Origin of the sequence: Streptomyces sp. NPDC058375, assembly GCF_042723425.1 — a bacterium.
Lineage (GTDB): Bacteria > Actinomycetota > Actinomycetes > Streptomycetales > Streptomycetaceae > Streptomyces > Streptomyces durocortorensis.
Map to the genome: position 1 here is coordinate 1 of NZ_JBHXJG010000086.1, position 26,967 is coordinate 26,967.

A 26,967-nucleotide genomic window follows, 5' to 3' on the forward strand; every position below is an offset into this window, starting at 1 on the left:
GTTCCCGTACGTACCTACGTACGGGAACACCGCCCCTTCAGGGACGATCAGGCCGTCAGCCCTCGACGCCGAGCTTCTCCAGGATCAGCTCGCGCACGCGCGCCGCGTCCGCCTGGCCGCGGGTGGCCTTCATGACCGCGCCGACGAGCGCGCCCGCCGCCGCGACCTTGCCGCCGCGGATCTTGTCCGCGATGGCCGCGTTGCCCGCGATGGCCTCGTCCACGGCCGTGGACAGCGCGCCCTCGTCCGAGACGACCTTCAGGCCGCGCTTCTCGACGACGGTGTCCGGGTCGCCCTCGCCCGCGAGGACGCCCTCGATGACCTGGCGGGCCAGCTTGTCGTTGAGGTCGCCCTTGGCGACGAGCGCGGCCACCCGGGCGACCTGCGCCGGGGTGATCGGCAGCTCGTCCAGGCCGCGGCCGGTCTCGTTGGCGTTACGGGCCAGCTCGCCCATCCACCACTTGCGGGCCTGGTCCGAGGGTGCGCCCGCCTCGATCGTGGCGACGATCAGGTCGACCGCGCCCGCGTTGAGGATGGACTGCATGTCGTGCTCGGAGACGCCCCACTCCTCCTTGAGCCGCGCCCGGCGCAGCCGGGGGAGCTCGGGGAGGCCCTTGCGCAGCTCCTCGACCCAGTCGCGCGAGGGCGCGACGGGGACCAGGTCCGGCTCGGGGAAGTAGCGGTAGTCCTCGGCGTTGTCCTTGATGCGGCCGGCCGTGGTGGAGCCGTCCTCCTCGTGGAAGTGCCGGGTCTCCTGCACGATCGTGCCGCCCGAGGACAGCACGGCGGCGTGCCGCTGGATCTCGAAGCGCGCGGCCCGCTCGACGGAACGCAGCGAGTTCACGTTCTTCGTCTCGGAGCGCGTACCGAACGTCTCTGTGCCGTTGGGGCGCAGCGACAGGTTGACGTCGCAGCGCATCTGGCCCATCTCCATGCGCGCGTCGGAGACCCCGAGAGCCTTGATCAGCTCGCGCAGCTCGGCGACGTACGCCTTGGCGACCTCCGGCGCGCGGGCGCCCGCTCCCTCGATCGGCTTGGTGACGATCTCGATGAGCGGGATGCCGGCCCGGTTGTAGTCGAGCAGGGAGTGGGACGCGCCGTGGATCCGGCCGGTGGCGCCGCCGACGTGCGTCGACTTGCCGGTGTCCTCCTCCATGTGGGCGCGCTCGATCTGCACCCGGAAGATCTCGCCGTCCTCCAGCTGGACGTCCAGATAGCCGTCGAAGGCGATCGGCTCGTCGTACTGGGAGGTCTGGAAGTTCTTCGGCATGTCCGGATAGAAGTAGTTCTTCCGGGCGAAGCGGCACCAGTCGGCGATCTCGCAGTTGAGGGCGAGACCGATCTTGATGGCCGACTCCACGCCGATCTCGTTGACGACCGGCAGCGCGCCGGGCAGTCCGAGACAGACCGGGCAGGTCTGGGAGTTGGCGTCCTGCTTCAGCTCCGTGGAGCAGCCGCAGAACATCTTGGTCTTGGTGCCGAGCTCGACATGGACTTCGAGGCCCATGACGGGGTCGTAGGACGCGAGCGCGTCCTCGTACGACACCAGGTCAGTGACAGTCACGGTGAAACTTTCCCTCTCAGCCCAGCAGAACGTCGTCGTCGCCGAGACGCTTCAGTTCGCGATAGAGGATCGCGAGTCCGGTGACGATGGCGGCCGCGGAGACGGCCGCGTCGACGAGCCGCAGTACATCGTTGTCCTCGCGGGCGAGCTTCGCCTGCTTGACGATGCTGAGCGCGCCGAACGCGGTACTGCCGAGCGAGACGTACAGCCCGGTCTTGGACTTCTTGAAGTTACTGGCCTTCTTTGCCATGGCACTCACAGCGACGGAGCCTCCTCAAGCAGCGGGTGCCCCCACCTTTCCACGAACGCGGCCTCGACGGCCGCTCCGACCTTGTAGAGCCGGTCGTCCTTCATGGCGGGGGCGATGATCTGCAGTCCGACCGGCAGACCGTCCTCGGGTGCCAGGCCGCAGGGCAGCGACATGGCGGAGTTGCCGGCCAGGTTGGTGGGGATGGTGCACAGGTCCGCGAGGTACATCGCCATCGGGTCGTCGGCGCGCTCGCCGATCGGGAAGGCGGTGGTCGGGGTCGTCGGGGAGACGATCACGTCGACCTGTTCGAAGGCCTTCTCGAAGTCCTGGGTGATGAGGGTGCGGACCTTCTGGGCGGAGCCGTAGTACGCGTCGTAGTAGCCGGAGCTGAGCGCGTACGTGCCCAGGATGATGCGGCGCTTGACCTCGTCGCCGAAGCCCGCCTCGCGGGTGAGGGCGGTGACGTCCTCGGCCGACTTCGTGCCGTCGTCGCCGACCCGCAGGCCGTAGCGCATGGCGTCGAAGCGGGCCAGGTTGGAGGAGCACTCGGACGGGGCGATCAGGTAGTACGCGGAGAGCGCCAGGTCGAAGGACGGGCAGTCCAGCTCGACGATGTCCGCGCCCAGCGACTTCAGCAGCTCGACCGACTCGTCGAAGCGCTGGAGGACACCGGCCTGGTAGCCCTCGCCGCGGAACTGCTTGACGACGCCGACACGCATGCCCTGTACGGAGCCGTTGCGCGCGGCCTCGACGACCGGCGGGACCGGGGCGTCGATGGACGTCGAGTCCAGCGGGTCGTGCCCGGCGATCGCCTCGTGCAGCAGCGCCGCGTCCAGGACCGTACGGGCGCAGGGCCCGCCCTGGTCGAGGGAGGACGAGAAGGCGACCATGCCGTAGCGGGAGACGCCGCCGTAGGTGGGCTTGACGCCGACCGTGCCGGTGACGGCGGCGGGCTGGCGGATCGAGCCGCCGGTGTCCGTGCCGATGGCGAGCGCGGCCTCGTAGGAGGCGAGGGCGGCGGAGGAACCGCCGCCGGAGCCGCCGGGGATGCGGGTGAGGTCCCAGGGGTTGCCGGTGGGGCCGTAGGCGCTGTTCTCGGTGGAGGACCCCATGGCGAACTCGTCCATGTTGGTCTTGCCGAGGATGACGACGTCGGCGGCGCGCAGCTTCTGCGTGAGCGTGGCGTCGTACGGCGGAACCCAGCCCTCAAGGATCTTGGAACCGACGGTGGTCGGCATGTCCTTGGTGGTGAAGATGTCCTTCAGCGCGAGCGGGACGCCGGCCAGCGGGCCGAGCTTCTCGCCCGCCTCGCGCTTGGCGTCCACGGCGCGGGCCTGGGCCAGCGCGCCCTCGCGGTCGATGTGCAGGAAGGCGTGGACCTTCTCGTCGACCGCGTCGATCCGGGCCAGGTGGGCCTCGGTGACCTCGACGGCGGTCAGCTCGCCGGAGGCGATCCTCGCGGCGATCTCGGCCGCGGTGAGCTTGATGATGTCCGTCATGGCGGTTAGTCCTCCCCCAGGATCTGCGGCACCTTGAAACGCTGCTGCTCCTGGGCCGGGGCGCCGGAGAGCGCCTGCGCGGGGGTGAGCGACGGACGGACCTCGTCCGCGCGCATGACGTTGGTCAGCGGCAGCGGGTGGGAGGTCGGCGGTACGTCTTGGTCGGCGACCTCGGAGACGCGGGCGACCGCGCCGATGATGTCGTCGAGCTGACCGGCGAAGTGATCGAGCTCTTCGCCCTTCAGCTCCAGACGCGCCAGCCGGGCGAGGTGGGCGACCTCCTCGCGCGTGATGCCAGGCATGCAGCGATCCTCAGGGGTTGGTGTGTGGTTTTGAGCCCAATCCTATGGGGTCCGCCGGGGGCGGATACCCCGGGCCGATCGGGCTACGCCTCTGCCTGGGCCACTCCCCGGGATCTTCAGGGGGTGTCGGTCTCCGCGGCGCTGTTCACCGCGCCGTTCACCGCGCCGTTGAGCGACCCGTTCATCGAGCCGGTCGCCGAGGCAGTGGCCGACCCCGCCGCGGCGGCCGCCTGGGCCTTCAGCTCGGCGGGTCTGCGCCAGCCGTGCTCGCCGCGCGCCCGCAGCCAGGCCGTGGTCTCCTGCGGCGGCATCGCCGCCGCCACCAGCCAGCCCTGCACCGCGTCGCACCTGAGGTCCCGCAGCCGCTCCCAGGTCTCGTCGTCCTCGACGCCCTCGGCGACGACGACCAGGCCGAGGGAGTGGGCCAGGTCGATGGTGCAGCGGACGATCTCCGCGTCCTCGTGGTCGACCGCCAGCCGGGCCACGAAGGACCGGTCGATCTTCAGCTCGCTGACCGGAAGCCTGCGCAGGTGGACCAGGGAGGAGTAGCCGGTGCCGAAGTCGTCGAGCGACATCTTCACGCCGTGCGCGGTGAGCCCGGCCAGGGTGTCGGCGGCGCGCTGCGGATCCTCCAGCAGCACATGCTCGGTGATCTCCAGTTGGAGCGCTCCCGCGGGCACGCCGTGGCGGGCGAGGCGGGCGGCGACACCTCCGGCGAAGCCGGGGGTGTGGACGTCGCGCGGGGAGACGTTGACCGCCACGGGGACGAACAGGCCCTGCGCACGCCAGCGGGCGACCTGGGCGAGCGCCGTCTCCAACACGTACTCCGTGAGGTGCGGCATCAGGCCGGAGGACTCGGCGATGGCGATGAACTCGTCCGGGGGAACCCGGCCGCGCTCCGGGTGCACCCAGCGCACCAGCGCCTCCAGGCCGGCGACCTGCCCGTCGAAGCGGACCTTGGGCTGGTAGTGCAGTTCGACCTCGCCCGCGTCCAGCGCCCGGCGCAGATCGCCGAGGAGCCCGAGCCGGTCGGGGGTGTTGCTGTCCCGCTTGGACTCGTAGACCTCCACGCCCGTGCGGTCCCGCTTGGCCTGGTACATCGCGACGTCCGCCCGGCGCAGCAGGCCCTCGGCGTCCAGGGCGTGGTCGGGGTAGACGGCGACCCCGGCGCTGGCCTCCAGGACGAGGGTCAGCCCGTCGAGGTCGAGCGGTGAGGACAGCTCGGCGACCAGATGGCGGGCGACCTGCTGGGCGCTGGTGGTGGAGTCGGTGTGCGGCAGGAGGACGGCGAACTCGTCGCCGCCGAGCCGGGCCGCCTCCGCGCCGCGCGGCAGGGCGAGGCGCAGGCGCTCCGCTATCTGCAGCAGCAGCCGGTCGCCGGCCAGGTGGCCGAGGGTGTCGTTGACCGCGCGGAAGCGGTCCAGGTCGATGAGGACCAGGGCGGAGCGGGTGCCGATGGACTCCGCGTCCTCCAGGGCCGACCAGGTCCGCTCCAGCAGCCACTGGCGGTTGGGCAGCCCGGTCAGCGGGTCGCGCAGCTGCTCCTCGGCGCGGGCGCGGGCGATCCAGAGCGTGGAGTCCAGGGCGATCAGCGGCACCGCGAAGAGCGGCAGCAGGATGGGCATGGACATCGCGACGGCGCAGATCAGCGGGGCGAGCCCGAGGAGCGCGACGGCGACGAGCCCCTGCCGCAGCATCGCGGTCCGGGCGATGGTGGGCAGCCCGCCGTTGTGCGGGGCCTGCGCGTACCACAGCAGGACCCGGGTGACGAGCAGATACGTGGATGCCGTCAGGAGCAGTTCCGGGACGGCCGCGATGCCCCAGTCGAGTGGCTGCCAGGGTTCCTCGACGGTGGGTACCTCGCCGAAGGCGGCCAGCACGAGCGCCGCGGCGCCGATGCCGAGCATGTCGACCCCGCCGTGCAGCAGCCCCTGCCACCAGCGGTGTCGGCGGGCGGTCCCGACGAGCACCACGACGGCGAGGCTGACCAGGACGGCCGGCAGCCAGCCGTACAGCAGGAGCACGGCGAGGGTGAGGGCGGCGCCGGAGCCGGTGCCGCCCCACCACCGGTCGCGGCCGAGTGCCACCAGATGGCCGACGATGATCCCGGTGAGCACGGCCAGCGACCAGCCCACCGCCCCGTCAGGGAAGAGCGCGTGGCCCTGCTGGACGGTCCGGTAGGACCCGACCGCCAGCAGTAACGCGGCGAGCCCCACGACGGCGGCGCCCACCGGGGGCGTGAGGCCGACGAAACCTTGCAGCCGCGACACCGGGGCGGCGCTCTCGGTCGGTTTCATTCCGTCCCTCTCACAGCCGGCGGTGCCGATGACCCTCGGTGGCGCCCGCTCCTGTGGCACCACGGCCCGGTCGAGGGGCCGTGCACGGCGGGCGCACCTCTCAACAGTAGGCCGCGAAAGGCTTCCAGGGGCAGCGCTCTACAGCTCTTGCCCGAATGCGAACCGACCACCCGTCACCATCTGCTATTGGCCCGAACGGGTGGTGCGGCAGGGCCATTCGGGGAGCGGCCGACCCTTCTTCACCCCTCTGCCCCGTTTCCTTCCCCGCACGGGCCGCGCCACGCCGGGGCAGCATCTCGAAGGCGTCTCGATCCGGGGAACAGGGGGCGAACGGCGGCCCGGCGGGCGGCTACTCCCTGTTCACTCCGTACTTTCCCCCGGTTCGGCCGCGGGTGCGGCTTCCGGGAGGGGCAGGGCGGCTTCCTTGGCACGTTCGGGTCCGTGTTCGAGCAGGATCGCGAATCCGTCCTCGTCCAGCACGGACACCTTCAGTTGCATCGCCTTGTCGTACTTGGAGCCGGGGTTGTCGCCGACGACCACGAAGGCGGTCTTCTTGGACACCGAGCCGGTGACCTTGGCGCCGAGCGCCTGGAGCGCTTCCTTGGCACCGTCGCGGGTGTGGGCGGCGAGGGTGCCGGTGACGACGACGGTGAGCCCTTCGAGGGGGCGGGGGCCCTCGTCCTCGTCGGAGCCCTCGTCCGCCATCCGCACCCCGGCCTCGCGCCACTTGCGCAGGATCTCGCGGTGCCAGTCCTCGGCGAACCACTGCTTGACCGAGGCGGCGATGGTCGGCCCGACGCCGTCGGCGGCGGCCAGCTCCTCCTCGGTCGCCTCGTCGATCCGGTCGACGGAACGGAACTGACGGGCCAGCTCCTGGGCGGCGACCGGGCCCACGTGCCGGATGGAGAGCCCGGTGAGGATCCGGGCCAGCGGTGCCTCCTTGGCGGCGGCGATGCCCTCCAGCATGGCCACGGCGTTCTTCTTCGGCTCGCCCTGCTGGTTGGCGAAGACCGTCGCGATCTTCTCCTCGCCGGTCTTCGGGTCGCGCTTGGGCAGCCCGCTGTCCTGGTCCAGGACGTACGCCCGGATCGGCAGCAGCTGCTCGACGGTGAGCGAGAACAGCTCGCTCTCGTCCCTGAGGACGGGCTCGGCGGGCTCCAGCGGGCGGGTCAGGGCTGCGGCGGCCACATAGCCGAAGTGGTCGATGTCGAGGCTCTTACGCCCGGCGAGGTAGAAGACGCGCTCGCGCAACTGGGCGGGGCAGGTGCGGGCGTTGGGGCAGCGGAGGTCGATGTCGCCCTCCTTCATCGGGCGCAGCTCCGTGTCGCACTCGGGGCAGTGCGTCGGCATCTCGAACGGCTTCTCGGTGCCGTCGCGCAGATCGACGACGGGGCCGAGGATCTCCGGGATGACGTCACCCGCCTTGCGCAGGACCACGGTGTCCCCGATGAGGACACCTTTGGCCTTGACCACGTTCTGGTTGTGCAGGGTGGCGAACTCGACCTCGGAACCGGCCACTTCGACCGGCTCGACCTGGGCGTACGGGGTGACGCGGCCGGTACGCCCGACGCCGACGCGGATGTTGACCAGCTTGGTGTTGACCTCTTCGGGGGCGTACTTCCAGGCGATGGCCCAGCGGGGGGCGCGCGAGGTGGAGCCCAGGCGGCCCTGGAGCGGGATCTCGTCGAGCTTGACGACGACGCCGTCGATCTCGTGCTCCACGGAGTGCCGGTGCTCGCCGAAGTACGCGATGAACTGCCGTACGCCCGCGAGGGAGTCGACGACCTTGTTGTGCTGGGCGGTGGGCAGGCCCCAGGCGTGCAGGAGGTCGTAGGCCTCGGAGAGCCGGCCGATACTCAGGCCCTCGTGGGCGCCGATGCCGTGCACCACCATGTGCAGCGGGCGGGTGGCGGTGACCTTGGGGTCCTTCTGGCGCAGCGATCCGGCGGCCGCGTTGCGCGGGTTGGCGAAGGGCTTGTCGTCGGCGGCGACCAGCCGGGCGTTCAGCTCCTCGAAGCCCTCCATGGGGAAGAAGACCTCGCCGCGGATCTCGACGAGCGCCGGGATGTTCTCGCCCTTGAGGCGGTGCGGGATCTCGGCGATCGTCCGGACGTTGGGGGTGATGTCCTCGCCGGTGCGGCCGTCGCCGCGGGTGGCCGCGCGGGTGAGGCGGCCGTGCTCGTAGGTGAGGTTGACGGCGAGGCCGTCGACCTTCAGCTCGCACAGGAAGTGGTGGTCGGGGGTGCCGGTCTCCTTGGCGACGCGGTCGACCCAGGCGGCCAGCTCCTCGTCGTCGAAGGCGTTGTCCAGGGAGAGCATCCGCTCGCGGTGCTCGACGGAGGTGAACTCCGTGATGTACGGCCCGGCGACCTTCTGGGTCGGGGAGTCCGGGGTGCGCAGGGCCGGGTGCTCCTCCTCCAGGGCCTCCAGGGAGCGCAGCAGCCGGTCGAACTCGGCGTCGCTGACGACCGGTTGGTCCTTCACGTAGTACCGGAAGCGGTGCTCCTCGATCTGCTCGGCCAGCAGCGCGTGCTCCTCCCGCGCCTCCGCCGGGACCGAACTCTCCTGCTCCACCCGCTGTTCGCCCGCCATCGTCCCGTCCTCCTGTGTACCCGTCGTCCCCGTCACTCAGGGTTGTCCGCGAGCGACCTCGCCGCCCGGGCGCTGTGGGCGAGCGCGGTACGGGCGTACGCGGGCGACGCGCCCGCGAGGCCGCACGACGGGGTGATCGTGACGGACTCGGCGAGAGTCCCCGGATGCAGCCCCAGCCTGCTCCACAGCGTCCTGACTCCCATGACGCTACCGCCCGGGTCCGACAATCCGTCCGAGGCGGTGTCGGTGGAGGGCACCACGCCGAGCAGGAGGTGGGTGCCACCTTCGACGGCTTCCCCGATCGCCTCCTCCTCACGCTCGGTGAGCAGGGAGAAATCGAACGAGATTCCGTCCACGCCGGCCCGGCGCAGCAGAGCGAACGGCACCTCGGGGGCGCAGGAGTGGACGAGCGTCGTCCCGCCCTCGCCGGCTGCCGCGAGGACGTCGCGCAGGGCGCTCTCGACGACCTGGCGGTCGACGGCGCGGTAGGTGCGGTAGCCGCTGGCGGAGCGGACCCGGCCCAGCAGGACGGCGGTCAGGGAGGGTTCGTCGAGCTGGAGGACGACCTCGGTCCCGGGCATCCGGCGGCGGACCTCGGCGAGGTGGGCGCGGAGCCCTTCGGCCAGGGATCCGGCGAGGTCCCGGCAGGCCCCGGGGTCGGCCAGCATGGCTTCGCCGCCGCGCAGTTCGAGGGCGGCGGCGAGCGTCCAGGGGCCGACGGCCTGGACCTTGAGCAGGCCCTCGTACCCCTGGGTGAACTCCTCCAGGGCGTCCAGGTCCTCGCCCAGCCAGGAGCGGGCCCGGCGGGTGTCGCGGCCGGGGCGGTCGCTGATCCGCCACCCGCTCGGCTCGACGTGCCCGTACATCTCGACGAGCATGCCGATGGTCCGGCCGATCATGTCCGCGCCGGGGCCGCGCGCGGGCAGCTCCGCCAGGTACGGCATGCCCCGGCCGTCGGCGAAGGAGCCGGTGACGGTCTTCGCCGCCTCCCTCGCGTCTCCCCCGGGCATCGACCCGATGCCGGTCGCCGGACACCCGCTGAACTTGCTCTTCTCGCTCACGCGGGAAGCCTACGGTCCGGGGCGGAGAACCTGCTCCTCGGGGAGAGTCAGCGGCCGGGGCGGACGGTGAGGTCGTTGACCTCGGCGTCACGCGGCAGGTCGAGCGCCATCAGGATCGTGGTGGCCACCGACTCGGGGTCGATCCAGCGCTCCGCGTCGTACTCCTTGCCCTCCTGCTGGTGCACCTTGGCCTGCATGGGGCTGGCGGTGCGGCCCGGGTAGACGGAGGTGACGCGCACCCCGTTGCCGTGCTCCTCGTGGCGCAGCGAGTCGGCGAGCGCCTTGAGGCCGTGCTTGCTCGCGGCGTACGCGCTCCACCCGGCGTGAGCGGCCAGGCCGGCCCCGGAGTTCACGAACAGGACGTGGCCCTGGGCGACGCGGAGCTGCGGGAGCAGGAGGCGGGTGATCTCGGCCGGGGCGACCAGGTTGGCGTTGAGCTGGAAGTGCCAGGCCTTGGGGGTGAGCTCCCCGACCTCGCCGAGCTCGACGACGCCCGCGATGTGCAGCAGGGTGTCGATCCGCTCGGGCATGGCCTGCTGGCCGAACGCCCAGGACAGCCGGTCGGGGTTGCCGAGGTCGCCGACGAGCGTGCGCGCGCCCGGGTAGCGGTCGGCGAACTCCTTGGCGCGGCCGGCGTCGCGGGCGAGCAGGACGAGGTCGTCGCCGCGTTCCTGGAGGCGGCGGGCGACAGCCGCGCCGATGCCGGATCCGGCGCCGGTGATGAGGTGGGTAGCCATGGGGCGATCCTAGATCCGGGGCTCTCGCCGAGGCCCGGCGGTCTCCTCCGGGTGGGCGAGCGCCGCTCCCGGATCCGGGCCGCTCACTGAAGTCCTGCGGTCTCCTCCAGGTAGGCCAGCGCGCCGACGCCGTCCTTGGCGAAGAAGACCAGGTCGGTCAGGGGCAGGGGCAGGAAGCCCTCGTCCTCCATGCGCTGGAACTGCTGGCGCAGCCCGTCGTAGAAGCCCGCCGTGTTCAGCAGGACGACCGGCTTGGTGTGCTTGCCGTGCTTCTTCAGCTCCAGGATCTCGGTGGCCTCGTCGAGCGTCCCCGTACCGCCGACCATGATCACCACGGCGTCGGCCTTCTCCAGGAGGAGCGCCTTCCGCTCGGCGAGGTCGCGGGCGACGACCATCTCGTCGGCGTTCGTCCGGGCCTTCGCGGCGAGGAAGTCGACCGAGACGCCCACGAGCCGCCCGCCCGCCGCCTGCACACCGTCCGCGACGACCTTCATCAGGCCGCTCTCCGAACCGCCCCAGACCAGCGTGTGCCCGCCTCTGCCCAGCAGCTCGGCGAACTCGCGGGCGGGCACGGTGTAGCGGTCGTCGAGGTCGGCGGCGGAGAGGAAGACGCAGATGTTCATGGGGCAACCGTACGACCCGCCTCGGACACCCCCGCCGGGGGGAAGTTCCGGGGTGAAGTTCGCCGGGCGGGGAAGAAGACGGCCCCGTACACCGCTGAAACAGGCATGACTGCCACCCGAGGACACCGCATCACCGTCGAGCAGGGCACCGAGCATGTCCGGGCCGTGCACGACGGCCAGGTGCTGGCCGAGAGCCGCCGCCCCCTCGTGCTCCGCGAGACCGGCTGTCCGGTCCGCTACTACCTGCCGCCCGAGGACGTCCGCACCGAACTGCTCGCCCCGTCGGACACCTCCACCCACTGCCCGTTCAAGGGAGACGCCTCCTACTGGTCGCTGCCCGGGGCCGCCGATCTCGTCTGGGCCTACCCGGACCCGAAGACCGAAGTCGCCGCGATCAAGGACCACTTCTGCTTCTACGCCACGGAGACGGTGGCCGACTGACGCGCGACCCGCAGGCCCGGGAAGTTTTTTCGGGCGGAGCGATGAGTTTCCCCGGCCGCCCCGGTCTCCTCTCTCATGGACAGGATTCTCTCCACCGACGGCACGCCGATCGCCTGTCGCCGCCAGGGCGAGGGGCCACCGCTGGTGCTGGTCGGCGGGGCGCTCGGCACCGCGGCGACCGACGCACCGCTGGCCGCACTGCTCGCGCCGCGCTTCACGGTGCTCACCTACGACCGCCGGGGCCGGGGCGCGAGCGGTGACGCCGGGCCCTGGTCCGTCGAGCGGGAGATCGAGGATCTGACCGCCGTCGTCGGTGGGGCCGGGGCGGGCGCGTCGGTGTTCGGGATGTCGTCCGGCGGGGCGCTGGCTCTGGAGGCGGCCGCCGCCGGACTCCCGGTCGAGCTGCTCGCCGTATACGAGCCGCCCTACACGCCGGGGGCTTCCGGCCTGCTGTTCAAGGCCCGCTGCACGACCCGGCTGCACCGGCTGCTGGCGGCCGGGGACCGGGGCGGGGCGGTGGAGCTGTTCCTGTCCATGACGGGCGTCGCCGAGGAGACGGCCGCCCGGATGCGGCGCGCCCCGGTGTGGGCGGAGCTGGAGGCGATGGCGCACACGCTGGCGTACGACGACGCGCTGCTGGGCGACGGGGCGATCCCGGGCGAGCGGTTCTCGGCCGTCGCCGCCCGGACCCTGGTGATCTGCGGCGGCTTCAGCAGCGCCCCGGCGCGCGCGGCGACCCGGTCCCTGGCCGACGCCCTGCCGCGCGGCCGGCACCGCACGCTGACGGGCCAGATGCGCGAGGTGGCGCCCCAGGTGCTCGCCCCGGTACTGACGGACTTCTTCGCGAGGGACGTGTACGCGTACGGGCGGGCGTCGTGAGGCGGGTCTCGCGAAACGTGGGCGGTGGCCGAGGCCCGGCGCCCGCCCCGGACACACCGGCCTGACAACCCGTCAACTCTTCGTACTCTCGGGCGGCGGCACGGCGATCAGGCGGGCGAAGCTCTCGGGGCGGCCCCGTTCGCCGATCAGTTCGCCGTCCGCCTCGACCCAGGCGTGCGCGGCGAAGGGCGGTGCCGCCCGGACGCCGACACACCAGGTGGGCCAGACGCCCTGAAGGCGGCAGAGCAGGGTGATGGAGACCGAGCGCGGCAGGCAGGAGCGCAGACCGTTGAGGCTGAGGCTGGCGGCGAGGACGGAGCTGCGGGCGGCATGGGCCTGCGCGCTGCTCGCGGGCGCGGCACCCCGGCTGAGCCGGGTGAGCACGCGGGTCAGCAGGTGGGGCTTGAGCAGGGCCAGCGGCCGGGCCGTGCAGATGGCCAGCCGGGTGAGCAGCCGCAGCCGCAGCGGCCGTCCGGTGCGGTCGCGGCCCAGGGCGACATCGATGCTCACTCCTGGACCACCCCGGCGGAGCGCATGGCCTCGATCAGGGCCCGGACGTCGTCGGCCGCGCGCGCCTCGTCCACGTCGAACTGCTCGGTGACGCTGCGGACGGCGTCGGCGGCGTCGCCGCCGTCCAGCAGGGCCTGGGCGGCGGCGGCAGCGCTGGGGTTCATCTGCCAGTACTGGCCGGTCTTGGTGTCCAGCAGGACCGCACCGTATTCGGTCCGGGTGACGGTGAGATGCGGGCGGTTGCGCAGCTTCATCGCATTCCTTCCTTCCGGCCGAGCACGTCAGGCGACGGCGCGCAGCCATGCTTCGCAGATGATGGTGGAGTCCACGGCGCCGTCCTTGAAGGCGGGCGTGCCGGGTGTCCCGGTGAGCCGGGAGAGGGATTCGGCGTCGACGAGTCCGGCCTTGGCCAGGGTGCTGTCCTCCCACAGCGACCGGATCTCGTCGCGGTGCCGGTAGAGGCCGGCGACCGCGTCGACGGTGCCTTCGAACTTGGTGACCCGGACCCGGCACTCCTCGGGGAGGACGCCGCGTACCGCCTCCTTGAGGACGGGTTTGAACTGCCAGGGGTCGGTCCGGTCCTCGGGGCGCACGGACAGGGCGGCGTCGACGACCGCGTCGTCGAAGTACGGCATCGTGACGGGGACGCCGGCACGGCGCCCGGCCTCGGCGATCGCCGCGCACTCCTGGGTGCCGGTGTAGAGGGCGGACAGCTCCCGGTGGCGGCCCAGGGCCGGCGCGTACGGTTCGGCCCGCGCAGCGGCCTCGCGCAGCCCGGCGGTGACCAGTTCGCGGCACTCGGGGGTGAGCCAGGGCTGGACCACCGGCGGGATGACCCAGGCGAGCTGCGGGGTGCAGAAGCCGAGGTCGCCGGGGGTGTTCACGTCTATGCCGGCTACCGCCCGGCGGTAGGAGCGCCGGTCGGCGAGCTGGCGCAGCACGGGGCGCCAGCGCCATCCGTAGAGCGTGCGGTAGCCGCGGATCCGCTGCCAGGCGAGCAGCGGGCGGCGGGCGATCAGGTCGTGGCAGTAGGCGCCGGTCTGGAAGAAGAGGTGGTCGCCGCCGTGTCCGGTCATGTGCAGCCGGGAGCCGCGCCGGGCCATCAGGGAGATCACCGCGGTGGCCCGGTCCCGGCTCATGGCGACGCCTGCGGGGATGTCGGTGCGGCAGCCTTCGTCGAGGATGCCCCGGTAGAACAGCGGTGTCTGCTCCGCCGTCAGCTCCACGTGCTCGACGTGCGGCCAGTGCGCGGCGGCAAGACGGGCGTAGTGGGCGTCGTCGCTGATCGTCTCGTCGCCGGGGATGCCGCCGACGATCAGTTCGCCCGCGCCGAGCTGACCGGCGGCGAAGGAGCAGAGCGTCGTGGAGTCCAGTCCGCCGGACAGGTCCGCGCTCAGCAGGCCGTCCCGCTCGGTTCGTACGGCGACGGCGGCGGCCAGCGCCTCGCGCACGGCTGCCGCGCCGTCGGCCGCCGGGCGCACCGGGGCGGGCGGGGTGTGCCAGCGGACGTGCCGGGGAGCGGCGCGCCCGGCGGGGACGATCAAGCAGGCGCCGGGCGCCACGTCGGTGACGGCGCGCCACATGGAGCGTGGCGGGAGCTGGGCGGCCAGGGGTTCGGGCAGCCGCATCGCCAGGGCGGTGCGGTCGATCTCGGCGCCGGCGAGGTCGGCCAGCGCGACAGCACGGTCGCCGGCGACGGGGCAGCCGTCGACGACGGTATGGTGCACGCGCCGCATGCCGTAGGCCGTGCCCTGTACGTAGAGGGCGCCACTGACGCTGCCGACCACGTGGAAGCTGCCGGGGAACGCCGCGGACAGGGCCTGAAGCCGTTCGGTGCCGCCTTGCAGCTTCCCGGTCCGGCGGGCGAGTTCGTCCGTCCGTTTCGGCAGCATGCCGATCAGCGCGACGGCGTCCGTGCCGGTCCGGGCGACGGCGATGTCCTCGTCCGCCCATCGGCCGATGATCCAGGGGCGGCCCGACGGGTGGTACAACACCCTCAGGCCGAGGGCCTCCGGCTGGAGGCGACGGGCCACGGCGCCCGCGTCCTCGCGGTCAGGAAGCGCAAAGAAGTGCGGTGCGCCGCGGCTCGTCATCAGGGTTTCCCTCGGGTATCCGTCAGAACCAGCCGCGGCCGGTGCCGTCGTTGCCGATGACGGCCACGAAGCCGGTGACGTCGTGGAAGAAACCGGCGGAAACGAACTCCGGCGTCTCGTAAGCCTTCTTCACCATGGTTCAGTCCTCTCTCTCAGGGCGCGGCCTGGCGGCCGCCGGGCACCATGCTCGCGGCCCCGGTGGGGTGGCCGGGAGGACGATGACCCCTTGGTGCCAGAGGTGGCACGCGCTTGGCAGCAAACGGCACACCGCGCATGATCGGCGGCGGGACTGCCCTGTCGCGCGCCGCCGTGTCCGGTTCGGGGAACGCCCGAGGGCGGCACCCCGTGAAAGGGGTACCGCCCTCGGCACGCGCTGGGCAGCGAAAGGCGCCGCCCCCGGGTCAGCCCGCCGCCACCCGCTCGCGGCGCACGGTCGTCGCGATGGTGGCCGAGCCGACCACGCGCGTGCCGTCGTAGAGGACGACCGCCTGGCCGGGGGCGACACCCCGGACCGGCTCGGTGAAGGTGACGTTCAGCTCGGAGCCGTCCACCAGCTCGGCGGTCACCTCGGTCTCGCCGCCGTGGGCGCGGAGCTGCGCGGTGTACGTCCCCGGGCCGGACGGGGGCGTTCCGCACCAGCGGGGCTTGATCGCGGTCAGGGAGGTCACGTCCAGGGCCTCGACGGGGCCGACCGTGACGGTGTTGTCCACCGGGGAGATGTCCAGCACGTAGCGCGGCTTGCCGTCGGGGGCCGGGTGGCCGATCTTCAGGCCCTTGCGCTGGCCGATGGTGAAGCCGAACGCGCCTTCGTGGGTGCCCAGCTTCGTACCGGACTCGTCGAGGATGTCGCCCTCGGCCGGGCCGCCGAGGCGGTTCGCCAGGAAGCCCTGGGTGTCGCCGTCGGCGATGAAGCAGATGTCGTGGCTGTCGGGCTTCTTGGCGACGGCCAGGCCCCGGCGCTCGGCCTCGGCGCGGATCTCGTCCTTGGTGGTGAGGGTGTCGCCGAGCGGGAACATGGCGTGGGCGAGCTGCTTCTCGTCCAGGACGCCGAGCACATAGCTCTGGTCCTTGGCCATGTCGGATGCGCGGTGCAGCTCACGGCTGCCGTCCTCGGTGAGCACGACGGTGGCGTAGTGGCCGGTGCACACGGCGTCGAAGCCGAGGGCGAGGGCCTTGTCGAGCAGCGCGGCGAACTTGATCTTCTCGTTGCAGCGCAGGCAGGGGTTGGGCGTGCGCCCGGCCTCGTACTCCGCGACGAAGTCCTCGACGACGTCCTCGCGGAAGCGTTCCGCCAGGTCCCAGACGTAGAACGGGATACCGATGACGTCGGCCGCGCGGCGGGCGTCCCGGGAGTCCTCGATGGTGCAACAGCCGCGCGCCCCGGTCCGGAAGGACTGGGGGTTCGCGGACAGGGCGAGGTGGACACCGGTCACGTCGTGGCCCGCCTCGGCGGCGCGGGCGGCGGCGACGGCGGAGTCCACGCCGCCCGACATCGCGGCGAGGACACGCAGGGGGCGCTGGGAAGTCTGAGTCATAGCTCCTCCAGGGTACGGGTCGCCGGGAACCGAACGCTCGCGGATAAGCGTTGACGATCACATGGGGAACAACGGGAGCGGCGGGGCGTCGCGCAAGCCATCGGGTTCGTCGTCGCGGAAGAAGCCCGCCGACGGCGTCAGCCGCCGCGCACTGCTGATCGGCGGGGGCGCGGTGGCGGCCGCCGGCACCGCCGCCGTGCTCGCGCGCGACCAGGTGAAGCGTCTGTGGTGGCAGGTCCCCGGCGTCGAGAAGCCCCGCAAGCCCGGCGAGCTGGACTACGCGGGGGCGACCTGGGTGGCCGCGTCGGAGGCGAACTGGCGGCGTGCGGACCGGCCCGACGACTTCCCCATCGACCGGGTGATCATCCATGTCACCCAGGGCAGCTTCGACAGCGCGGTGAAGGTGTTCCAGGACCCCGCCCACCAGGCCGCCACGCACTACATCGTGGGGCAGGACGGGCGGGTGGTCCAGATGATCCGCGAGCTGGACGTGGCGTACCAGGCGGGCAACCGCGCCTACAACGAGCGCGCGGTCGGCATCGAGCACGAGGGGTTCGTGGACCGGCCGAAGGACCTCACGAAGGCGATGTACGCGTCGTCGGCGCGGCTCACGGCGTCGATCTGCGCGCGGCACGGCATACCCGTCGACCGGGAGCACATCATCGGGCATGTGGAGGTGCCGGGCACCGACCACACCGATCCGGGGCCGCACTGGGACTGGGACCGGTACCTGGAGCTGGTGCGGCGGGCCGCGACGGCGCCGCCGAGCCCCACTCCCTCGCCGAAGGCGTAACGCCTCCGGGTGACGGTCCCCGTCAGCTGAGCCCGGCCGTCCGCGCCCGTTCCACCGCCGGGCCGATCGCCTCGGCGAGCGCCTTGACGTCGTCCTCGGTCGAGGTGTGGCCGAGCGAGAAGCGCAGGGTGCCCCGGGCCAGGTCCGGGTCGGTCCCGGTGGCCAGGAGTACGTGGCTGGGCTGGGCGATCCCGGCGGTGCAGGCGGAGCCGGTGGAGCACTCGATGCCCTGGGCGTCCAGCAGCAGGAGCAGGGAGTCGCCCTCGCAGCCGGGGAAGCTGAAGTGGGCGTTGGCGGGGAGGCGTCCGGCCGGGTCCGGGTCGCCGCCGAGCACCGCGTCCGGCACGGCCAGGCGCACGGCGGCCACGAGCTCGTCGCGCAGGGCGCCCACGCGCCGGGCGAACTGCTCGCGCCGCTCGGCCGCCAGCCGTCCGGCGACCGCGAAGGAGGCGACGGCGGGCACGTCCAGGGTGCCGGAGCGTACGTGCCGCTCCTGGCCGCCGCCGTGCAGGACGGGCACGGGGGTGTGGTCGCGGCCCAGCAGCAGCGCGCCGATGCCGAACGGGCCGCCGATCTTGTGTCCGCTGACCGTCATCGCGGCCAGTCCGGAGCGGGCGAAGTCGACCTCCAGCTGGCCGAAGGCCTGGACCGCGTCGGCATGCATGGGGATCCCGAACTCAGCCGCCACCGCCGCCAGTTCACGTACCGGCATGATCGTGCCGATCTCGTTGTTGGCCCACATCACGGTGATCATCGCGACGTCGTCGGGGTTCCGGAGGATCGCCTCGCGGAGGTCTTCGGGGTGCACCCGGCCATGGCGGTCGACGGGAAGGTAGTCGACGTTCGCGCCTTCGTGCTCGGCGAGCCAGTCGACGGCGTCGAGGACGGCGTGGTGTTCGACGGGGCCGGCCAGGACCCGGGTGCGGCGGGGGTCGGCGTCGCGGCGGGACCAGTAGAGGCCCTTGACGGCGAGGTTGTCTGCCTCCGTGCCGCCGGAGGTGAACACCACCTCGCTGGGGCGGGCGCCGAGGGAGTCGGCGAGGGCTTCTCTGGACTCCTCGACGGTGCGGCGGGCCCGGCGTCCGGCGGCGTGCAGCGAGGACGCGTTGCCGGTGACGGAGAGCTGGGCGGTCATCGCCCCGATCGCTTCGGGAAGCATCGGGGTGGTCGCGGCGTGGTCGAGGTAAGCCATGGTGGGGCCGATTCTACGAGCCCGGGGTGGGGCGCATGCCGGGCGCGTCATGGCCCGGTCCCCGCGCGCGCCCGCTCGGGGTGCGGCGGACCGGCTCGGAGGCCGGTCGGGGCCCCGGTCCGGAGCCCGATCCGGAACGGGGAGAGAGCGGCTCGCGGGGCCACGTCGGGGCGTGCGTCAGCCGCCGATGCTCCAGCTCACCGTGCCGTTGACGGTGACCAGGGCGGCGAACACGGCGAGGTCGGCGACGCCCAGGGCGAGGCCGAGGTGGGCGCGTCCCCGGCGGCGGGTGCGGCGGGCCAGGGCCAGCAGGGCCATCACGATGGCGGTGGGCCCGAGCAGGATGTTGAAGACCAGCAGCCCGACGAGGCCGAGGACGAACGAGGCGACGGCGAGACCGTCCGCCTCGCGGCCCACGGCGCGGGAAGCCTCGGCATCCGCTCCCCTGCCCGTGCCAGCGGCGTCCGTGTCCGCACCAGGGGTGTCCGTGCCAGCTGTGCCCGTGTCAGCGGTGCCCGTGCCCGTATCCGTGCCCGTGCCCGTGTCCGTACGAGCCCCCGGGAAGGCCTTCTCCGTGACGGGAGCGGGGGCGGCGGCTACGGGACCGGCCGCCTCGGTGCCCGTATCGGCGTCGGCGCGGGTGTCGGTCGTGCGGCGGGCGAAGTCGGTGAGGGTCATGGTGCGAGCTCCTTCGGATCGGTCCGGGAAACGGCAGGCTCGGCGGGTGCGGGATTCGTCAGGTCGGCGGGTGCGGCGGATCAGTGGGGGCGGCGCGACGTGCGCTCGCGCACGGCGAAGATCAGCAGCCAGCAGCCGATCACGGTCGCGGCCACCAGGGTCAGCGGCAGCGGGAGGTGGGCGACTGCCCCGAGGACGATTCCCAGCAGGAGCAGCGCGGCGACGAGGACGAGCACGGCGGAACCTCTCTGTGCGACGACGAAGGCCGTTCGGAGTACGAGTGTTCACTGACTTGGAAGTCTAAACCCCGCAGCCCTTCCTCGACTCGGAGAACGGTTGTTTACTGAATGGCATGAGTCACACCGCCGGAATCCGCCAGACCCAGAAGCTCAGGACCCGCCAGACGCTCCTGGACGCGGCGCTCGCCCTCCTGGAGCACCAGAGCCTGAGCAGCCTGGGTCTGCGGGCGGTCACCCGGGCCGCCGGGGTCACCCCCACGGCCTTCTACCGTCACTTCGAGGACACCGCCGCGCTCGGCGTCGCCCTGGTCGAGGAGACCCTGGGCAGCCTGCACGGCCTCATCGGTGCGGTGCTCGCGGAGACGGGCGACAGCGAGGAACGGCTGGACCGCAGCGTTGAGGTGATAGCGCGTCATGTCGGCGCGCAGCCCGCCCACTTCCGGTTCATCGCCCGTGAGCAGCACGGCGGGGTGGGCCCGGTGCGCGAGGCGATCGCCGCCCAACTGCGGCGGTTCGCCGAGGAGGTGGCGTGCGCGCTCGGCCAGGAGCCGGGGTCCGCCGGCTGGAGCGAGGAGGATCTGCTGATGCTCGGCGGCCTCTATGTGGACCACATGGTGATCACCACGTCGACCCTCCTGGAGGCCGGGCCGGCGGGCGAGGCGGAGGTCGTCCGGGTGGCGAGGCGACGGCTACGGCTGGTCACCCTCGGCCGGGCGCACTGGCTGGACGAGGGGTGAGCAGAAGCCGCCCGGAGGCCGGGTCAGTCGCCGTCCGCGTACAGGGCGACGACCTGGGCGGCGACCTCCGCCAGCAGGGTGCGGGCCTCGGGCGGGTCGAGGACCTCCACGGCCGGCCCGAACGCGAGGAGGGACCGCGCCCAGCCGGCCTCCGACACGGCCAGCTCCGCCAGCAGCCACTGCCCCGGCTCCTCCCCCGGCCGGGCCGCGTCCGCCTGCGGCTCCCCGGTCAGCACGCCCGCGTTCAGCCGCCGGAACAGCTCCAGGCGGGGGCGGTGCACCCGGACCCGCAGCCGTACCGCCGAGGGGCGCTGCTCCACCCCGGTGCGCAGCGTCTCCCACACCTGCGCCAACTCCGCCCCGGCGCGCCGCCGTACGGGGTCGCCGGTGGCCTCCGCCGGGTGGATCCGGTCGGCGCGGAAGAGGCGGGGGGCGCCGTCGAGGTCCGCGACCAGGTACCAGACGCCGGCCTTCACGACGAGGCCGTACGGGTCGACGGTGTAGTCGCACGGGGCGTCCGCGCCGCTGTGCCGGTAGCGCAGGCGCAGCCGCACGTCCGCGAGGACGGCCTCGTGGAGTTCGGCGACGTCTACGGCCGCCCGGGGGCCGATCGTCCAGCGGGCCGGGTCGACGAGGATGCGGCGGCTGGTCTGCTCGGCGGCCGGGCGGTGCGGGGCGGGCAGGGCGGCCATGACCTTGCGCAGGGCGGAGCCGAGCGCGGCGTCCAGGCCGAGGGCGGCGTGCGCGTCGTCGGCGGTGAACACGAACAGGGCGCGGGCCTCGTCGGCGGTGAGGCCGGTGACGTCGGTGCGGAAGCCGGGGAGCAGGGCGATGCCGCCGTACCGGCCGCGTTCGGCGTAGACGGGGACGCCGGCGGCGGAGAGCGCCTCGACGTCCCGGTAGATGGTGCGTACGGAGACGTCGAGGCGCTCGGCCAGCTCGGTGGCGGGGACCGTGCCCCGGGTCTGGAGCAGGAGGAGGACGGAGAGCAGCCGGTCGGATTTCACCGGTCCATGATGGCCGGAGGCCCGGGTGGATCTCCGGCCCCTGTCGCGGCTACTTGCTGCGCGGGGCCTTGGCGAGCTGGCGGGACTGGGCGACCAGGCGGTCGGCGCTGTCCCAGACCTCGGCGTCCTCCTCCAGGAAGCCGCCCGCGAGGTTGCGGGTGGTGATGGCGACGCGCAACGGGCCCGGGGCGGGGCGGCAGCGGATGTGGGTGGTGAGCTCGACCGTGGGGGTCCAGCCGGTGAGGCCCAGCTCGAACGAGGTCGGCGGCAGGGCGTCCACGGTGAGCAGCAGCGACAGCGCGTCGGGGTCGCGGCCGTCCGCGAGGCCGAACCAGCCGCGCATCTCGCCCTTGCCGGACGGCGCGCCGACCGCCCAGCCGACCGTCGCCGGGTCGAGCTTGATGTCGAGGCGGTCGGTGATGGCGGAGCTGCCGGGGATCCTGGGCGCGCCGTCGCTCGGGCCGAGGCAGCGGTCCCGGTCGGGCATGACGGGCGGCAGGGCGGTGGTGCGTACGTCGTCGGGGAGAGCGTCCAGGTCGCCGTAGGTGGCGAGGACCCGGATGCGCTCGATCTCGCTGCCGTCCTCCGCGTACTGGAAGAGGGAGGCCTGGCCGGTGGAGAGGGTGCGGCCGGTGCGGACGGTCTGGGTCCGGATCACCGCGGGGCCGGGGACGGAGGCGGTGAGGTAGTGCGCGGAGACGGAGAACGGGTCGGGGTGCGGCAGGGCCCCGCCCAGCGCGCGGCCGAGGAGGGCCAGCAGGTAGCCGCCGTTGACGGCGTGGATGATGGTCCAGCCCGCGGAGAGCTCGGCGTCGTAGACGCCTTCCTCGCGCCGGGTGACCGCGGTGTCCCGGTCGAACTCGCTGTCGCCGATGGTCGCCCGGGCGGTCTGAGCCGCCCCGGTCACTGCCTCAGTCGCTGCCTGTGCCATGGCATGCACCGTACACCGATTGCATTACTGAGCGGTAGCTTTTCGGTTGCGCGAAGGCGGCGTCAGGTCGCCGCCGAGCCCTCCTCGGCCCGCGCCGACGAGCGGTTGTACGCGCGCGGCGCCCGCCAGTGGAAACGCAGCGCCAGCAGTCGCAGGACGAACGCGGCGATCACCGCCAGGCCGCTGGTCAGCGCGTTGAGGGTGTCGAAGCGGATGCACACGACCACCATGGTCGCGCCGACGATCGCGGGCACCGCGTACAGGTCACGGTCCCAGCGCAGCAGCGAGGGGACCTCGTTGGCCAGCACGTCGCGCAGCACACCGCCGCCGACCGCGGTGGCCAGGCCCAGCGCGGCGGACGCGGTGAGCCCGAGGCCGTACTCGTACGCCTTGACCGTGCCGGTCACACAGAACAGCCCGAGCCCCGCCGCGTCGAAGACGTTGACGCCGACCTGGATGCGCTCCACGTGCGGGTGGAGGAAGAAGACCAGGACGGCGGCGAACAGCGGGGTGATGAAGTAGCCGAGGTCGGTGAAGGCCGCGGGCGGGATCGCACCGATCATGACGTCGCGGAACAGCCCTCCGCCCAGCGCTGTCACCTCCGCGAGGACCGCGATGCCGAAGACATCGAAGTTCTTGCGGACGGCGAGCAGGGCGCCCGAGATCGCGAAGACGAAGATCCCCACGAGGTCGAGCGCATGCTGGACGGAGGGCGTGAACAGTTCGGTGAGCACCGGGCAATTGTGCCGGTCCTAGGCCTTGGGGCTGTCCTCCGCCCGGTCGGCCTTCGCCGCGTCGGCCTGAGCCGGTACGGTCGCGGGCTCCTCCTTGCCCGGAGCCTCCTCCTTCTCCGGAGCCTCCTCCTTCTCCGGAGCTTTCTCCTTCTCCGGAGCGGCGGCCTCGGGCTCGGCGTCGGTCTCGCCCTCCGAGACCTCCACCGCTTCGGCCGCCACCGTCTCCGTGCCGATGACCGCCTCGATGCCGGTCGCCAGGGTCTGCTTCACCGTCCCGGCCTCGATCTCGGCCGTGAAGTGGCAGGCCACCTTGTGCCCGTCGCCGGTGTCCAGCAGCGGCGGGCGCTCGGTGGCGCACTTGGTCTCCTGCACCCACGGGCAGCGGGTGTGGAAGCGGCAGCCGGCCGGCGGGTTCGCCGGGGAGGGCAGGTCGCCGTGGAGCAGGATCCGCTCGCGGCGGTCCTCGACCTCGGGGTCCGGCACCGGGACCGCCGACATCAGCGCCTTGGTGTACGGGTGCCGGGGCCCCGCGTACAGCGCGTCGCTCGGGGCCTCCTCGACGAGCCCGCCGAGGTACATCACCCCGATGACGTCCGAAATGTGCCGGACGACCGCGAGGTCGTGCGCGATCACCAGATAGGTCAGGCCGAGGGACTCCTGGAGCTCCTCCAGCAGGTTGATGACCTGCGCCTGGACCGAGACGTCGAGCGCGGAGACCGGCTCGTCGCAGATGATCACGTCCGGCTCCAGGACCAGCGCGCGGGCGATGCCGATGCGCTGGCGCTGGCCGCCGGAGAACTCGTGCGGGTAGCGGGACATCGCGTTGGACGGCAGGCCGACCTTGGCGAGGATGTCCTTGATCTTCTCCCGGCGCTCCGCCTGGTCCTTGCCGATGCCGTGGGCGGCCATGCCCTCGGACAGGATCGACTCGATGTTCTGCCGGGGGTTGAGGCTGCCCAGGGGGTCCTGGAAGACCATCTGGAGGCGGCGGCGGAAGGCCCGCATCTCCTCGGACGGCAGCTTCGCCAGGTCGGTGCCGTCGAAGACGACCCCGCCGTCGGTGATGTCGTTCAGCCGCAGGACCGCACGGCCGAGCGTCGTCTTGCCGCAGCCCGACTCGCCGACCAGGCCGTACGTCTGGCCGGCCTCGATGGACAGCGAGACGCCGTCGACCGCGTAGACGTGGCCCACCGTACGGTCGAAGAAGAGGCCCTTCTTGACCGGGAAGTGGACTTTGACGCCGTCCAGTTCGAGAAGGCTCATGCCGGGACCTCCGCTGTGGGCAGGACCGGGTTGACGCAGCGCACCTGGTGTCCGGCCGTGCGTGGTTCGGTCAGTTCGGGGGTGCCGGTGAGGCACTCCATCGTGTAGTGGTCGCACCGGGGTGCGAACGCGCAGCCGTCGGCCCAGGCGATCTTGTCGTTGATGGAGCCGCGGATCGGGTTGAGCGGCTCGCCGCGCGGTGCGTCCAGGCGCGGGATGGAGCCGAGCAGCCCGTGCGCGTACGGGTGGGTGGGGTGGGCGAACAGCTCGCGGCGGCCCGCCGATTCCACCGCCCGGCCGGCGTAGAGGACGTTGACCTCGTCGCAGAGGCCGGCGACGACACCGAGGTCGTGGGTGATCATCAGCAGGGCGGTGCCCTCCTGGTCGACCAGCTCCTTCAGGAGCTCCAGGATCTGCGCCTGGATGGTCACATCGAGTGCCGTCGTCGGCTCGTCGGCGATCAGCAGCCGGGGCGCGCAGGCCACCGCCATGGCGATCAGCGCCCGCTGGCGCATACCGCCGGAGAGCTGGTGCGGGTACTCCTTCAGCCGCCGGTCCGGGTCGGGGATGCCGACCCGGTCGAGCAGCGAGGCCGCTTCCTTGCGGGCCTTCTCGCCCTTCAGCCCGCGGTGGCGCTGGAGGATCTCGGTGACCTGGATCCCGATGGGGACGACCGGGTTCAGCGAGGAGAGCGGGTCCTGGAAGATCATCGCGAGCTGGCTGCCGCGCAGGTCGCGGAGCTTGCGCTCGTTCATGGTCAGCAGGTTCTGGCCGTCGAACTCGGCACGGCCGCCGATCCTCGCGCCCTTGCGGGGCAGCAGGCCCATCAGGGCGAGCGAGGTGACGGACTTGCCGCAGCCCGACTCGCCGACCAGGCCCACGACCTGGCCCTGGTCGACCTCGAAGGAGACGCCGTCCACGGCCGTGGCGTCCTTGCGGCCACGGGCGGTGAAGGTGACGCTGAGTTCCTCAACGGAGAGCAGTGACATGGGACTTCAGCCTCGCAACTTCGGGTCGAGGGCTTCGCGCATGGCCTCGCCGAGCAGGGTGAAGCCGAGGGCGGTGATGATGATCCCGATGGCCGGGTAGGCGGCCATCATCGGCTCGTTGTCGAAGAAGCGCTGCGCCTGGGAGAGCATCACGCCCCACTCGGGAACGGCCGGGTCGGGGTTGCCGAGGCCCAGGTAGGACAGGGCCGCGGCCTCGATGATCGCGGTGGCCAGGCTCAGCGTCGCCTGGACGATGACGGGGCTCAGCGAGTTCGGCAGGATCTGCGTGAGCACGATCCGCTTGCGCCGGATGCCGACCGCCTTCGCGGCGAGCACGTAGTCCGCGCCGCCCTGCACCAGCATCGAACCGCGCAGCAGGCGGGCGAAGATGGGGATCTGGACGACACCCACGGCGATCATCACGGTGGTCAGCGACTGTCCGAGCACCGCGGCGATGGAGACCGCGAGCAGCAGCGAGGGCAGCGACAGCATGATGTCGGTGATGCGCATGATCACGGTGTCGACGCGCTGCCCGGCCTTGCCGCCGAGGGTGGCGGCGGCTCCGGAGAGCACACCGACGAGCGCGCCGACGATCAGGCCGATGAGCATGGAGACCACACCGACGAGCAGCGTCTGCCGGGCTCCGACGAGCCAGCGGGAGAACATGTCGCGGCCCAGGTGGTCCAGGCCGAACCAGTTCTCGCCGCGCATGCCGACGAACTTGCCCTGGTTGGGGAAGACTTCGCTGCGCCAGTTCTGCGCGGTGGCGCCGTGCGGGGCCACCATCGGCCCGACGATGGCGATGAGGACGAACGCGCCGATGATGACCGCGCCGATGATCGCCATCTTGCTGGAGCGCATCCGGCGGAACGCCTCGCGCCACAGGCTGGTGCCCGTGACGGCCTCGGAGCTCTGGGTCAGCTCGGCGAGACGGTCGATCTTGTCTGCTTTGTTGGTCAGGATCGTCACGTCAGTGCACCCGCACTCTGGGGTCGATGATGCTGTACGCGAGGTCGACCAGCAGGTTGATCAGCACGTACACCATCGCGATGAAGAGGATGAACCCGACGAGGACCGGGTAGTCGCGGCCGTCGATCGCGGTACGGATGAAGGAGCCGAGGCCGCCGAAGTCGAAGACGGATTCGGTGAGCACCGCACCGGAGAGCAGGCTGCCGGTCAGCAGGCCGACCGCGGTGATCACGGGCAGCAGCGCGTTGCGCAGCACGTGGCGTCCGCGCACGGTCTTCTTGTCGAGGCCCTTGGACTCGGCGGTGCGGATGTAGTCCTCGCCGAGCACCTCCAGGACGCTGGCGCGGGTCATCCGGACGATGACGGCGAGCGGGATCGAGGCCAGCGCGACGGCGGGCAGGATCAAGTGCATGATCGCGTTCCAGCTCGCGTCGAACTCGCCGGTCAACAGGCCGTCCAGGACGGCGAATCCGGTGACGTCGGTGGCGTTGATGCCGGAGTCGAGCCGCCCCTGGCTCGGGAACCACTGCAGCTGTACGGAGAAGATCCCGCGCAGCAGCACGGCCAGGAAGAAGACCGGGATGCAGATGCCGAGCAGCGATCCGGAGACGGAGGCGACGTCCAGCCAGCCGCCGCGGTGCTTGGCCGCGAGGTAACCCATCGGGATGCCGACGACGACGGCGATCAGGATCGCCGCGAGGCTCAGCTCCACGGTGGCGGGGAAGGCGCGGGTGAATTCGTCCCACACCGGCTGTCCGGTCTGGGTGGAGGTTCCGAGGTCGAGCTCGAAGATGCGCTTGAGGAAGCGCCAGTACTGGACGTGCACCGGCTCGTCGAGCCCGAGTGCGCGGTTGATTCTCGCCACTTCGGCTTCGGTGGCCCGCTCGCCCAGGATCGCTGTGGCGGGTCCGCCGGGCAGTCGGTTCAGCCAGAGGAACAGCAGGACCGACAGGCCGAGCAGGGTGGGAATGAGCTGGAGAAGTCTTCTTACGACGAGTCGCAGCACCCCGCATGCCCCTTTCTCACGTGCGTCGATGCGGGTCCGCCCGGCC

27 protein-coding genes are annotated in these 26,967 nt (G+C 72.2%); 4 read left to right on the forward strand and 23 right to left on the reverse strand.

Going from position 1 to position 26,967, the window contains the following annotated elements:
- Positions 1-55: 55 nt before the first annotated feature.
- From gatB to ACFWM7_RS16400, 9 genes are all read right to left on the reverse strand, one after another.
- Positions 56-1,564 carry an Asp-tRNA(Asn)/Glu-tRNA(Gln) amidotransferase subunit GatB gene (gene gatB, locus ACFWM7_RS16360; protein ID WP_383260828.1) on the reverse strand — a complete coding sequence of 503 codons (1,509 nt, stop codon included), beginning with the start codon at positions 1,562-1,564 and terminating at the stop codon, positions 56-58.
- A 16-nt stretch (positions 1,565-1,580) separates the two neighbouring features.
- On the reverse strand, positions 1,581-1,814 hold the full coding sequence (locus ACFWM7_RS16365; RefSeq protein WP_383260882.1) for a hypothetical protein: 234 nt from the start codon (positions 1,812-1,814) through the stop codon (positions 1,581-1,583).
- 5 nt (positions 1,815-1,819) lie between these two features.
- A complete protein-coding gene (gene gatA / locus ACFWM7_RS16370; RefSeq protein ID WP_383260830.1) occupies positions 1,820-3,313 on the reverse strand; it encodes an Asp-tRNA(Asn)/Glu-tRNA(Gln) amidotransferase subunit GatA in 1,494 nt (497 codons plus the stop codon).
- A gap of 5 nt (positions 3,314-3,318) precedes the next feature.
- Complete coding sequence (gene gatC, locus ACFWM7_RS16375) at positions 3,319-3,615, reverse strand: Asp-tRNA(Asn)/Glu-tRNA(Gln) amidotransferase subunit GatC (RefSeq protein WP_003966094.1); 297 nt, start codon at positions 3,613-3,615, stop codon at positions 3,319-3,321.
- Between the two features lie 116 nt (positions 3,616-3,731).
- The gene (locus ACFWM7_RS16380; protein ID WP_383260834.1) at positions 3,732-5,912 is read right to left on the reverse strand and encodes a putative bifunctional diguanylate cyclase/phosphodiesterase; all 2,181 of its coding nucleotides are present in this window, start codon (positions 5,910-5,912) and stop codon (positions 3,732-3,734) included.
- 360 nt (positions 5,913-6,272) lie between these two features.
- Entirely contained in the window at positions 6,273-8,504 is a 2,232-nt protein-coding gene (ligA, locus tag ACFWM7_RS16385) for an NAD-dependent DNA ligase LigA (protein ID WP_383260836.1), read from the reverse strand.
- Positions 8,505-8,536: 32 nt separating this feature from the next.
- Entirely contained in the window at positions 8,537-9,565 is a 1,029-nt protein-coding gene (locus ACFWM7_RS16390; protein ID WP_383260838.1) for a methionine synthase, read from the reverse strand.
- Positions 9,566-9,612: 47 nt separating this feature from the next.
- Positions 9,613-10,302, reverse strand: a complete 690-nt coding sequence (locus ACFWM7_RS16395; protein WP_383260840.1) for an SDR family oxidoreductase — start codon at positions 10,300-10,302, stop codon at positions 9,613-9,615.
- An 83-nt stretch (positions 10,303-10,385) separates the two neighbouring features.
- Positions 10,386-10,925 (reverse strand): TIGR00730 family Rossman fold protein, encoded by a 540-nt coding sequence (locus ACFWM7_RS16400; RefSeq protein WP_383260842.1) that lies wholly within the window; start codon positions 10,923-10,925, stop codon positions 10,386-10,388.
- Positions 10,926-11,030: 105 nt separating this feature from the next.
- Here ACFWM7_RS16400 and ACFWM7_RS16405 point away from each other — a divergent pair, with 105 nt between their 5' ends.
- Both ACFWM7_RS16405 and ACFWM7_RS16410 read left to right on the forward strand, forming a co-directional pair.
- Positions 11,031-11,366, forward strand: coding sequence for a DUF427 domain-containing protein (locus ACFWM7_RS16405; protein ID WP_383260845.1), 336 nt, complete (start codon positions 11,031-11,033; stop codon positions 11,364-11,366).
- A 75-nt stretch (positions 11,367-11,441) separates the two neighbouring features.
- Complete coding sequence (locus ACFWM7_RS16410) at positions 11,442-12,245, forward strand: alpha/beta fold hydrolase (protein ID WP_383260847.1); 804 nt, start codon at positions 11,442-11,444, stop codon at positions 12,243-12,245.
- Between the two features lie 72 nt (positions 12,246-12,317).
- Here ACFWM7_RS16410 and ACFWM7_RS16415 read toward each other — a convergent pair whose 3' ends face one another.
- The 4 genes from ACFWM7_RS16415 to mnmA form a co-directional block, all read right to left on the reverse strand.
- Positions 12,318-12,755: a lasso peptide biosynthesis B2 protein gene (locus ACFWM7_RS16415; protein WP_383260850.1), complete on the reverse strand. Its 438-nt coding sequence runs from the start codon at positions 12,753-12,755 to the stop codon at positions 12,318-12,320.
- Positions 12,752-13,009, reverse strand: a complete 258-nt coding sequence (locus ACFWM7_RS16420; RefSeq protein WP_383260852.1) for a lasso peptide biosynthesis PqqD family chaperone — start codon at positions 13,007-13,009, stop codon at positions 12,752-12,754. The genes ACFWM7_RS16415 and ACFWM7_RS16420 overlap by 4 nt, the downstream gene beginning before the upstream one ends.
- A gap of 27 nt (positions 13,010-13,036) precedes the next feature.
- Positions 13,037-14,848, reverse strand: a complete 1,812-nt coding sequence (locus tag ACFWM7_RS16425; protein ID WP_383260854.1) for an asparagine synthase-related protein — start codon at positions 14,846-14,848, stop codon at positions 13,037-13,039.
- A 401-nt stretch (positions 14,849-15,249) separates the two neighbouring features.
- Positions 15,250-16,383, reverse strand: a complete 1,134-nt coding sequence (gene mnmA, locus ACFWM7_RS16430; RefSeq protein WP_383260856.1) for a tRNA 2-thiouridine(34) synthase MnmA — start codon at positions 16,381-16,383, stop codon at positions 15,250-15,252.
- A gap of 61 nt (positions 16,384-16,444) precedes the next feature.
- Between mnmA and ACFWM7_RS16435 the strand changes: the two genes are divergently transcribed.
- Complete coding sequence (locus ACFWM7_RS16435) at positions 16,445-17,176, forward strand: N-acetylmuramoyl-L-alanine amidase (protein ID WP_383260860.1); 732 nt, start codon at positions 16,445-16,447, stop codon at positions 17,174-17,176.
- A gap of 22 nt (positions 17,177-17,198) precedes the next feature.
- Here ACFWM7_RS16435 and ACFWM7_RS16440 read toward each other — a convergent pair whose 3' ends face one another.
- From ACFWM7_RS16440 to ACFWM7_RS16450, 3 genes are all read right to left on the reverse strand, one after another.
- On the reverse strand, positions 17,199-18,368 hold the full coding sequence (locus tag ACFWM7_RS16440) for a cysteine desulfurase family protein (RefSeq protein WP_383260863.1): 1,170 nt from the start codon (positions 18,366-18,368) through the stop codon (positions 17,199-17,201).
- Between the two features lie 177 nt (positions 18,369-18,545).
- Complete coding sequence (locus ACFWM7_RS16445; RefSeq protein WP_383260864.1) at positions 18,546-19,046, reverse strand: hypothetical protein; 501 nt, start codon at positions 19,044-19,046, stop codon at positions 18,546-18,548.
- Between the two features lie 80 nt (positions 19,047-19,126).
- Entirely contained in the window at positions 19,127-19,282 is a 156-nt protein-coding gene (locus ACFWM7_RS16450; protein ID WP_383260867.1) for a hypothetical protein, read from the reverse strand.
- A gap of 116 nt (positions 19,283-19,398) precedes the next feature.
- Between ACFWM7_RS16450 and ACFWM7_RS16455 the strand changes: the two genes are divergently transcribed.
- Positions 19,399-20,022 carry a TetR family transcriptional regulator gene (locus tag ACFWM7_RS16455; RefSeq protein WP_383260869.1) on the forward strand — a complete coding sequence of 208 codons (624 nt, stop codon included), beginning with the start codon at positions 19,399-19,401 and terminating at the stop codon, positions 20,020-20,022.
- A 23-nt stretch (positions 20,023-20,045) separates the two neighbouring features.
- Here the strand turns inward: ACFWM7_RS16455 and ACFWM7_RS16460 are convergent, their stop codons facing one another.
- The 7 genes from ACFWM7_RS16460 to ACFWM7_RS16490 form a co-directional block, all read right to left on the reverse strand.
- Positions 20,046-21,029, reverse strand: a complete 984-nt coding sequence (locus ACFWM7_RS16460) for a helix-turn-helix transcriptional regulator (RefSeq protein ID WP_383260871.1) — start codon at positions 21,027-21,029, stop codon at positions 20,046-20,048.
- A 49-nt stretch (positions 21,030-21,078) separates the two neighbouring features.
- Positions 21,079-21,960 (reverse strand): thioesterase family protein, encoded by an 882-nt coding sequence (locus ACFWM7_RS16465; protein WP_383260873.1) that lies wholly within the window; start codon positions 21,958-21,960, stop codon positions 21,079-21,081.
- Positions 21,961-22,022: 62 nt separating this feature from the next.
- Positions 22,023-22,694: a trimeric intracellular cation channel family protein gene (locus ACFWM7_RS16470; RefSeq protein WP_383260875.1), complete on the reverse strand. Its 672-nt coding sequence runs from the start codon at positions 22,692-22,694 to the stop codon at positions 22,023-22,025.
- An 18-nt stretch (positions 22,695-22,712) separates the two neighbouring features.
- Positions 22,713-23,957 carry an ABC transporter ATP-binding protein gene (locus tag ACFWM7_RS16475; RefSeq protein WP_383260877.1) on the reverse strand — a complete coding sequence of 415 codons (1,245 nt, stop codon included), beginning with the start codon at positions 23,955-23,957 and terminating at the stop codon, positions 22,713-22,715.
- Complete coding sequence (locus tag ACFWM7_RS16480) at positions 23,954-24,946, reverse strand: ABC transporter ATP-binding protein (protein WP_383260878.1); 993 nt, start codon at positions 24,944-24,946, stop codon at positions 23,954-23,956. The genes ACFWM7_RS16475 and ACFWM7_RS16480 overlap by 4 nt, the downstream gene beginning before the upstream one ends.
- A gap of 6 nt (positions 24,947-24,952) precedes the next feature.
- Positions 24,953-25,915, reverse strand: coding sequence for an ABC transporter permease (locus ACFWM7_RS16485; protein WP_383260880.1), 963 nt, complete (start codon positions 25,913-25,915; stop codon positions 24,953-24,955).
- A 1-nt stretch (position 25,916) separates the two neighbouring features.
- Positions 25,917-26,921: an ABC transporter permease gene (locus ACFWM7_RS16490; protein ID WP_383260884.1), complete on the reverse strand. Its 1,005-nt coding sequence runs from the start codon at positions 26,919-26,921 to the stop codon at positions 25,917-25,919.
- Positions 26,922-26,967 lie beyond the last annotated feature (46 nt).

What these genes read in the sequence shown, in the direction of transcription:
- ACFWM7_RS16365 (WP_383260882.1), bottom strand. Translation starts at nt 1,814, where the DNA reads ATGGCAAAGAAGGCCAGTAACTTCAAGAAGTCCAAGACCGGGCTGTAC.
- gatA (WP_383260830.1), bottom strand. Translation starts at nt 3,313, where the DNA reads ATGACGGACATCATCAAGCTCACCGCGGCCGAGATCGCCGCGAGGATC.
- gatC (WP_003966094.1), bottom strand. Translation starts at nt 3,615, where the DNA reads ATGCCTGGCATCACGCGCGAGGAGGTCGCCCACCTCGCCCGGCTGGCG.
- ACFWM7_RS16380 (WP_383260834.1), bottom strand. Translation starts at nt 5,912, where the DNA reads ATGAAACCGACCGAGAGCGCCGCCCCGGTGTCGCGGCTGCAAGGTTTC.
- ligA (WP_383260836.1), bottom strand. Translation starts at nt 8,504, where the DNA reads ATGGCGGGCGAACAGCGGGTGGAGCAGGAGAGTTCGGTCCCGGCGGAG.
- ACFWM7_RS16395 (WP_383260840.1), bottom strand. Translation starts at nt 10,302, where the DNA reads ATGGCTACCCACCTCATCACCGGCGCCGGATCCGGCATCGGCGCGGCT.
- ACFWM7_RS16400 (WP_383260842.1), bottom strand. Translation starts at nt 10,925, where the DNA reads ATGAACATCTGCGTCTTCCTCTCCGCCGCCGACCTCGACGACCGCTAC.
- ACFWM7_RS16405 (WP_383260845.1), top strand. Translation starts at nt 11,031, where the DNA reads ATGACTGCCACCCGAGGACACCGCATCACCGTCGAGCAGGGCACCGAG.
- ACFWM7_RS16410 (WP_383260847.1), top strand. Translation starts at nt 11,442, where the DNA reads ATGGACAGGATTCTCTCCACCGACGGCACGCCGATCGCCTGTCGCCGC.
- ACFWM7_RS16420 (WP_383260852.1), bottom strand. Translation starts at nt 13,009, where the DNA reads ATGAAGCTGCGCAACCGCCCGCATCTCACCGTCACCCGGACCGAATAC.
- ACFWM7_RS16425 (WP_383260854.1), bottom strand. Translation starts at nt 14,848, where the DNA reads ATGACGAGCCGCGGCGCACCGCACTTCTTTGCGCTTCCTGACCGCGAG.
- mnmA (WP_383260856.1), bottom strand. Translation starts at nt 16,383, where the DNA reads ATGACTCAGACTTCCCAGCGCCCCCTGCGTGTCCTCGCCGCGATGTCG.
- ACFWM7_RS16435 (WP_383260860.1), top strand. Translation starts at nt 16,445, where the DNA reads ATGGGGAACAACGGGAGCGGCGGGGCGTCGCGCAAGCCATCGGGTTCG.
- ACFWM7_RS16440 (WP_383260863.1), bottom strand. Translation starts at nt 18,368, where the DNA reads ATGGCTTACCTCGACCACGCCGCGACCACCCCGATGCTTCCCGAAGCG.
- ACFWM7_RS16445 (WP_383260864.1), bottom strand. Translation starts at nt 19,046, where the DNA reads ATGACCCTCACCGACTTCGCCCGCCGCACGACCGACACCCGCGCCGAC.
- ACFWM7_RS16455 (WP_383260869.1), top strand. Translation starts at nt 19,399, where the DNA reads ATGAGTCACACCGCCGGAATCCGCCAGACCCAGAAGCTCAGGACCCGC.
- ACFWM7_RS16465 (WP_383260873.1), bottom strand. Translation starts at nt 21,960, where the DNA reads ATGGCACAGGCAGCGACTGAGGCAGTGACCGGGGCGGCTCAGACCGCC.
- ACFWM7_RS16475 (WP_383260877.1), bottom strand. Translation starts at nt 23,957, where the DNA reads ATGAGCCTTCTCGAACTGGACGGCGTCAAAGTCCACTTCCCGGTCAAG.
- ACFWM7_RS16480 (WP_383260878.1), bottom strand. Translation starts at nt 24,946, where the DNA reads ATGTCACTGCTCTCCGTTGAGGAACTCAGCGTCACCTTCACCGCCCGT.